7 protein-coding genes and 1 pseudogene are annotated in these 7,277 nt (G+C 38.5%); 3 read left to right on the top strand and 5 right to left on the bottom strand.

The annotated features are described in order from the left end of the window. Positions 1 to 237 precede the first annotated feature (237 nt). Positions 238 to 696 carry a hypothetical protein gene (locus ACFQ19_RS06145; RefSeq protein ID WP_379591187.1) on the top strand — a complete coding sequence of 153 codons (459 nt, stop codon included), beginning with the start codon at positions 238 to 240 and terminating at the stop codon, positions 694 to 696. A gap of 130 nt (positions 697 to 826) precedes the next feature. On the opposite strand, the gene ACFQ19_RS06140 is transcribed toward ACFQ19_RS06145, so the two are convergent. Continuing rightward, positions 827 to 1,078 carry a hypothetical protein gene (locus tag ACFQ19_RS06140; RefSeq protein WP_379591186.1) on the bottom strand — a complete coding sequence of 84 codons (252 nt, stop codon included), beginning with the start codon at positions 1,076 to 1,078 and terminating at the stop codon, positions 827 to 829. Positions 1,079 to 1,344: 266 nt separating this feature from the next. Here ACFQ19_RS06140 and cyoE point away from each other — a divergent pair, with 266 nt between their 5' ends. Next, a complete protein-coding gene (cyoE, locus tag ACFQ19_RS06135; protein ID WP_379591185.1) occupies positions 1,345 to 2,262 on the top strand; it encodes a heme o synthase in 918 nt (305 codons plus the stop codon). A 110-nt stretch (positions 2,263 to 2,372) separates the two neighbouring features. Here cyoE and ACFQ19_RS06130 read toward each other — a convergent pair whose 3' ends face one another. The 4 genes and pseudogenes from ACFQ19_RS06130 to ACFQ19_RS06115 form a co-directional block, all read right to left on the bottom strand. Then, positions 2,373 to 2,921, bottom strand: a complete 549-nt coding sequence (locus tag ACFQ19_RS06130) for a bifunctional transcriptional activator/DNA repair enzyme AdaA (protein ID WP_379591184.1) — start codon at positions 2,919 to 2,921, stop codon at positions 2,373 to 2,375. Between the two features lie 358 nt (positions 2,922 to 3,279). Next, positions 3,280 to 4,186, bottom strand: a pseudogene (locus ACFQ19_RS06125) (ArsB/NhaD family transporter). Between the two features lie 495 nt (positions 4,187 to 4,681). Next, entirely contained in the window at positions 4,682 to 5,101 is a 420-nt protein-coding gene (locus tag ACFQ19_RS06120; RefSeq protein ID WP_379591183.1) for a universal stress protein, read from the bottom strand. Between the two features lie 12 nt (positions 5,102 to 5,113). Further along, positions 5,114 to 6,550: a SulP family inorganic anion transporter gene (locus ACFQ19_RS06115; protein WP_379591194.1), complete on the bottom strand. Its 1,437-nt coding sequence runs from the start codon at positions 6,548 to 6,550 to the stop codon at positions 5,114 to 5,116. 87 nt (positions 6,551 to 6,637) lie between these two features. On the opposite strand from ACFQ19_RS06115, the gene ACFQ19_RS06110 reads away from it, so the two are divergent. Continuing rightward, positions 6,638 to 7,195 carry a recombinase family protein gene (locus ACFQ19_RS06110; protein ID WP_379591182.1) on the top strand — a complete coding sequence of 186 codons (558 nt, stop codon included), beginning with the start codon at positions 6,638 to 6,640 and terminating at the stop codon, positions 7,193 to 7,195. Positions 7,196 to 7,277 lie beyond the last annotated feature (82 nt).

Genomic DNA, 7,277 nt, shown 5'->3' with positions numbered 1-7,277 from the left:
TGTGGCAATCGAATCGACAGGGACATGAACGCTAGTATCAACCTTTCAAGATTAGCCGTATAGTCACGAACAAGACACGGCTAATATGTACCGTGAGTTACACGGGAATTAACGCCCTCGGAGTGTTACAGCAAACGAGAGTAGTATCTGAGACAGATACAAAATCGGACACGGAGAACAGGGAAGAAAACAAAAAATCTCTTTTACAGGTTTTTATAAGTTTTTCGTAACGGTGCTATGTTGCGTACTGGAGAAGTAAATCATAATGTCAGTGTGGTACTTATTATTATTTCTATACTTGCATACGGACTTTTGGCAATGAATTCCTTTAATCTGCTGGATGATATAGAATCCGGTGGAGAAGCTCGATCGTTTTTGGAAGAATCTTTACAAGATGCTGGGGATGAACTTGCAGGAGTAACGATGGAGGAACAAATAGAAATATTTGGAAGTGTTGTAAATTTTGTTGCAATTGCTTCGGTTATTTATGCCATTTTAGGTATTGTGGCAGCAGTATTTTTAACTAAACGAATAAGAGTCCGGCTTGTTGGAATTCTGCTTATTATTTTAGGTGGAGTAAGTGTTATTTTAACGCTGGTCTTTGGACTAATCGGTATCATTGCCAGCTTAGGTTACCTGATTGCTGGTATAGTTGCTCTGAGGAAACAGAAAAAAGCCCAGAATGTTATCACATAGGGGTGAAGAAAAGAACGAAGCGCAAATGGCAGCTAGTGCTATTTGCGCTTCGTTCTTTTTTGTAGAGGATGCGGATACATGTTGGAAGTATTGAAATACAGAAATTTGTAAAATGATATAATCTACCAAATTATTCTGCGTCTTTTGCGTTATCTACATATTTTTTTGCCTCTACTAACCCCATAGCAGTTTCTTCCCGAATAAATGTAATGATTTTCACGTCATCTACATTGGATTGAAGCATATTATGAACCTGTGATGCGAGCTCTGTATAATTTACTTTCTGCTGTAACTTTAGGCGCAATTGTTTATTTTCCATTTTAGCAGCGATGATATATGTTGCTGCGCAAATAATAAGCAATATAGCTATATGTGTAGGCATTTAATTCCTCCTATATTACGTATTACGCTATCAAAGCAATTACCATTGTCTCATATCGTTGAATGTCAAACAATAAAATCCTAAAATTACAAAAATAAGTTCGTTTAATGTTCACAATTTCTTCTAATAAAACCTTCTATACAAACTGATTCATTGGAATTAAAATAGTGTATGGTATATATTTTTGGTAGGACTTCAAATTGGATAGCATTTTAAACCGTAGATATTGGTTGTAGATAGATGGGTAAAAGGAGATTAGATAAGAAATGGCAGAAACAATAAATGGGCAAAATCAAAAAAGCCCTATGTCCAAAATACTTTCGCAAACGGTCAAGACGGGAATTATTCGTTCCAATCTTATTCCGATGTTTGCCGGATTAACTTTATCATTATACACGTATCAAATTAGTATTTTAGAAAAGCTGCCGGAAATCTTGTTTGCGTTTTTAGGTTCTATTTTCGTTATAGGAGCTGCTGGCGCTTTTAATAATTTATATGACCGGGATATTGATGCGGTGATGGAAAGAACGAAAGCAAGGCCGACCGTTACCGGAGAAATCAAGCCTGGAACAGCGTTATGGCTGGGAATTATCATGGCTGTTGCCGGAATTGTTCTCCTTTCTTTAACGACACCGCTGGCCGGTTTTCTCGGCTTTTTAGGGTTGTTTTTTTATGTGTTCCCTTATACGATGTGGAGCAAACGGAGAACGGTGTATAATACGGAAATTGGAAGTATCTCCGGCGCTATGCCGCCTTTAATCGGCTGGGCAGCTATGTATCCAGATATTATGCACCCGGCGATTTTAGGACTTTTTGTAATTACGATTATATGGCAGATGCCGCATTTTTATTCGATTTCGATTCGGAAGCATGAAGAATATAAAGCAGCTGGCGTTCCGATGCTCCCTGTTGTAAAAGGGGTCAGACGGACGTATATTCAGACCAATATTTATTTAATTATCATGGTGGGAATCAGCTTTTTGCTAAGTTCCTTGAGTCTCGGACTGATGCTGGTGTCGCTTATCATGAGTATGGGCTGGCTGATTTTAAGTATCTTTGGTTTTAACCGGATGGATTCGGAAAAATGGGCAAAATCGATGTTTATTTATTCCTTAATTCATATGACCGTTGTCTTCTCCACGGTGATTATTTATTCGTTGATGGGAATTATTTTTAATTTGTAGCGTAAAAAAAGTATTTTACGTGTTAATATAGCTTGAAATCATTAAAAAGAACCAACTCTATGTTTAGAGTTGGTTCTTTTTAATGATGTAGTTTTTAGAACAACATTTTTCTATTCAATAGCATGTTGGCGAAATGTTGTGGGAGAAACTCCTGTGAACTCTTTGAATTTGACAGAAAAATGGGTGCTGTCATTATATCCTGCCTGCAAAGCGGCTTCAGTTACTGTCGAATTTGTAGAAACAAGCAATTGTTTCGCTTTCTCGATTCGTAGTTGGTGTACATAAGTTAATGGACTTATTCCTTTCACTGCTTTAAAACAACGCTGAATATAAAAGGGATTCTTTTGCAGAACTTCACTTAATACTTGTAAAGTAATTGATTCATGGTAATGTTCTTCCATATAGATGGCAGCTCGCTTTGCAACTTCCTCTTTATATCCTTCCCAATCGGCTTTATCTGGTTTACATCTGTTGCAAGGTCTGAAACCTTCTTTTATAGCAGCATCTAGATTTTTGTAAATAATAACATGTTCGGGATTTGGAGTCCTGGCTGTACAAGAAGGACGGCAAACCGTTTTTGTTGTAGTCAGGGCATAGTAAAATGAACTATCATACGTTTTATCATTGTCCCGGACCGCAATCCACTGCTCGATATTCAAACTCATCACCCCATCTAAATTCGAAGTCTAGCATCCAATAACGTATATACAATAAGAAAAAGAAATTTGTGCACACCTGCATGCAATAGATGACAAAGTGTATCAAATGAAACATATTGAAAAATGTCAATCTGTCTTTCTATTAACGGCTATTGGAATAAATCTGCTTTTAGAAACAGCATACAGATATTTTTACTGCTAATACTGTAAGAATTGTTTTTAACTCTCTCTATAAATAATATAAAATCTGCCTTTCCAAACATCAAGTTCTTAAGTGCAAGCAGGCTAAGGCAATGATAGAAAATGAGCAATCCGACCATTTTAAAATGGGGCTGGATTGCTCATTTACATATATTGTTTAAAATATCACCAGAGTCAGATATAAACCAAGCAATGTAATAAAAAGAATAGGGAAAGTTAGTATCATCCCGATTTTAATATATTCTCTCCAAAGAATCGTTACCCCTTTTCGTGACAATACATGGAGCCAGACCAAGGTGGCAAGAGATCCTATCGGCGTGATTTTCGGTCCTAAATCCGATCCGATAACATTTGCATAGATGAGCGCTTCTCTTAAGATTCCAGATGTATTCGTTTCAGCAATAGCGAGCGCATTGATCATCACGGCAGGCAAATTATTCATAATTGAAGATAGGACGGCAGCAATCAATCCCATCGAAAAAGTGGTGATAAATAATCCTTGGTCAGCAACTGCTTGAATGACCGTTGCAAGAGCAGGGGTAAGGTCTGCATTTTCCAGTCCGTAAACAACAACATACATACCGATAGAAAAGATAACAATATTCCAAGGAGCGTCTGAAATAACTTTTTTTGGTATGAACTGCCGGGCTGCGCTTTGCCAGGAGAATAAAGATGACAGCTATGGCACCGGCAATGATCGAAACAGGCAGATGCATCCATTCACTTGTAAAATAACCAACCATCGTTCCCAATATGCTGACATAAATAAACATCTTCAGGCCATTGCCATTGGCTGCTTTTGCCATATGCAAGGCAGACCATTCAAATAAACCAATCTCATCTAAAACCAGAGATATTAAAATAATGGCTACAAAGGCTAATGTAGCATTCCAGGTAATCTGAAGAACATCCAACACATCACCCCATCCGACCACGCTGGATAACAATGCCAGCAGAGCTCCTCCAGAAGCTGACCAGCCGATATTTAAGCTTTTAGGCTGCTAAATGACGAAAACAAGTGTGATACAAAAAATGATAAGCGCAAGTATAAGCGTGAAGGTCATCGTATTCTCCTTTAATGTTAAATAACAAACGCTGATCAGCAGCATAAGAGCCTTACTTAAGAGCGTTGAAATGCCAGCCATTTTCGTAACCTTATGATTATATAACCCGATTCAGCGATTTGGCAAACCTTTCTATATAAGTTGAAATTAAGATTTTATCTTCTAGCATTCGCTACGGAAAAACACTACGCTTTCCGTGGGCTTGTCCTCAGCCTCCTCGAAAAAGGAGACCGCTTTTTCTGCGGGGTCTTCACACTGCGCTTTCCCACAGGAGTCTCCGTATTTTTCCTCCGCTGCTTACTGTGCTTAATCCAAAAAAATGACCCTATTTTTAAGTATAAAAGATAGGTTTATTAATTCAATTTATATAATAAAACAAGGACACCAAATTTAGGCAATGGCCGATTTTGGTGTCCTTGTTAAATAGGAGAAGGGCAGCTATTATATAAAATATTTTTGATTTAAAGATTGATAGTGCAGGTTATTATTGTTGTACTATTTCACAATCATTGCAGGGCAGCCTGCACGTTTCATGACTTTATGACTGACACTTCCCAACACCATTTCTTGTAACGTGTTTAAACCGCGGCTGCCGATGACAATGATATCTATGCTTTGCTCATCAGCATACTTCACAATTTCCTGCCCCGGCTTCCCGCGTAAGATAGTTGTTTTGTAATTTGCACTTGCTTCCTGCAGATACTGAATGACTTTTGAATTCTTTTTACGGCGTTCCATATCGATTTCCTCATTGGAATTGGAATGAAGGACTGCCGTTTTTGATTTGTCAAAGTCAATGACATAGACGACATCAATTATCGAATCTTGATTGTATGCGGCAATTTTGACCGCTTCTTTCGCTGCTCGTACCGCATTTTCTGAACCGTCTGAAGCGAGTAAGATATGTTTATACATGGAGAATCCCCCTTAATGTGATGATAAAACACCATCTAGTTTATCCATTATTTTCTTACTTGAAGTATCTATTTCAACAAGCTCCACTTGAATTCCTTTTTCTTTTAATCGATTCACTACTTTTATCACAGCGCCGACTCCGGAATCATCCCAAATGCGGCTGTCAGAGAAGTCGATTTGAATTTTTTCCTCTTGTATATCTGCCTTTTTAAAGTAATCGACAAAACTATCAATAGAAGCAAAAAAGAGCTGTCCGTGAATATGATAACGATGCCCGTTATTCGAAATTTTAACGGTTGAAATTTTGATAACAAAAAATATAGCACTTAGTAGAACGCCAGCAAGCACACCTTTGGATAAGTCATGTGTATAAACAACAATGCCGACCGTCGCCAACATAACGATTGCATCTGTACGGGGAGCTTTTACCAAATATTTAAAAGAACTCCAATCGAACGTGCCAATACTTACCATAATCATGATTCCGACTAATACGGGCATTGGAATTTGCACAACCAGGTCACCTAACACAAGGATAAGAAACATTAAAAAGATACCTGCAATAAAAGTAGATAAGCGTCCCCGGCCGCCTGATTTCACATTAATGACGGATTGTCCAATCATCGCGCAACCTGCCATTCCACCGAAGAAACCGGTGATAAAATTAGCGATTCCCTGTCCGCGGGCTTCTCCATTCTTGTTACTTTCGGTTCCTGTCATATCATCAACAATCTGGGATGTCAGCAAGGTTTCCAACAGACCGACAATAGCCATAGATAAGGAATATGGAAAAATAATTTGTAACGTTTCCAATGACCATGGTACATTTGGAATGAAAAAAGACGGGAAAGATTGGGTGATTGTCCCAAGATCTCCTACTGTGTTCAGATTCACGCCGCTGAATATGGCGACAGATGTCAGTACGACAATGGCAATTAACGGAGCTGGAATGGCTTTAATGACATGTGGCAAGGTGTATAACAGAATGAGCGTCACTCCCACGAATACATAGGTCATGGTGGATATACCAATGAAATGTTCCAGCTGTGCTGTGAATATTAAAATAGCCAAGGCATTCACAAAGCCAATCATGACGGCATTCGGTACAAATTTCATGACTTTGGCGACTTTGCATATCCCAAAAATAAGTTGAATGATACCTGTTAAAATGGTTGCTGCCAATAAATAATCAAGGCCGTAATCACGGACTAAAGGGACCATGAGCAGCGCCATTGCTCCGGTAGCTGCAGAAATCATTCCCGGCCGGCCGCCGGCAAAAGAAATGACAACAGCAATAACAAAAGAGGTGTATAAACCTACCATCGGATCAACACCTGCTATAATAGAGAAAGCAATTGCTTCAGGAATAAGAGCAAGCGCCACGACAATACCGGATAAGATGTCCGCTCGAATATTACTGAACCATTGTTGTTTTAAATGTTGCATGATAAACTCCTTTTCTAAAATTCTTTTCACATTGTAGCACTAACTTTCCCAAAAAGGAACCCTTAAGGGAAATTAATAGGAGCGAATAATATGATATATGGTTATACAAGACCGTTATATAATGATCAACAATCTGAGCGTCAATTAGCGTCTCTGGAGGGAAAATGCGACCGGATTCTTCAAGAAGAACATGGAACACCGAAAAAACGGCGGCAGCTGGAGGAGCTGTTGATGGAGGTGCAAGCAGGAGACCATATTTATGTAGAAAAAATGATTGCTTTGGCGGATACTTTTCATCACTTGATGGATGTATTAAAAGTGTGTGAAAAAGATAAGGTGACCATTCATTTTCTGCGTGAGGATATGGATAACGGCACACTGCTAAATATGTATTTGCGGGATATGATGACGCATGTACTGCAATTCCAATCCGACAGTATTAAACAATCGACAACCCATGGCATATATGAAGCGAAACGACAAGGTAAATCGATTGGCCGTCCTAAAAAATCGGATGAAAATATTAAAAAAGCAATGGCGATGTACCAGGACGGCTTTAAATTGTTTGATATCAAGAATGAAACAGGAATAAGTAAATCAACGCTTTATCGTTATTTGGAATCGTTAGGGGGAGGAGGGGAGGTTTAGATAGAAGAAGTTATTTTGATAGTGGTTGATTAGTTCATAAAATTATATTTGTTCAAACCAATCAAAATAGCTTCTTCACCTT

Source organism: Oceanobacillus locisalsi (genome assembly GCF_042675985.1).
GTDB classification, from domain to species: domain Bacteria; phylum Bacillota; class Bacilli; order Bacillales; family Amphibacillaceae; genus Oceanobacillus; species Oceanobacillus locisalsi.
Note: the sequence above shows the minus strand (reverse complement) of the source record. Positions and strands in the feature narration are given on the sequence as shown.

What these genes read in the sequence shown, in the direction of transcription:
- ACFQ19_RS06110 (WP_379591182.1), top strand. Translation starts at nt 6,638, where the DNA reads ATGATATATGGTTATACAAGACCGTTATATAATGATCAACAATCTGAG.
- ACFQ19_RS06120 (WP_379591183.1), bottom strand. Translation starts at nt 5,101, where the DNA reads ATGTATAAACATATCTTACTCGCTTCAGACGGTTCAGAAAATGCGGTA.
- ACFQ19_RS06145 (WP_379591187.1), top strand. Translation starts at nt 238, where the DNA reads ATGTTGCGTACTGGAGAAGTAAATCATAATGTCAGTGTGGTACTTATT.
- cyoE (WP_379591185.1), top strand. Translation starts at nt 1,345, where the DNA reads ATGGCAGAAACAATAAATGGGCAAAATCAAAAAAGCCCTATGTCCAAA.
- ACFQ19_RS06140 (WP_379591186.1), bottom strand. Translation starts at nt 1,078, where the DNA reads ATGCCTACACATATAGCTATATTGCTTATTATTTGCGCAGCAACATAT.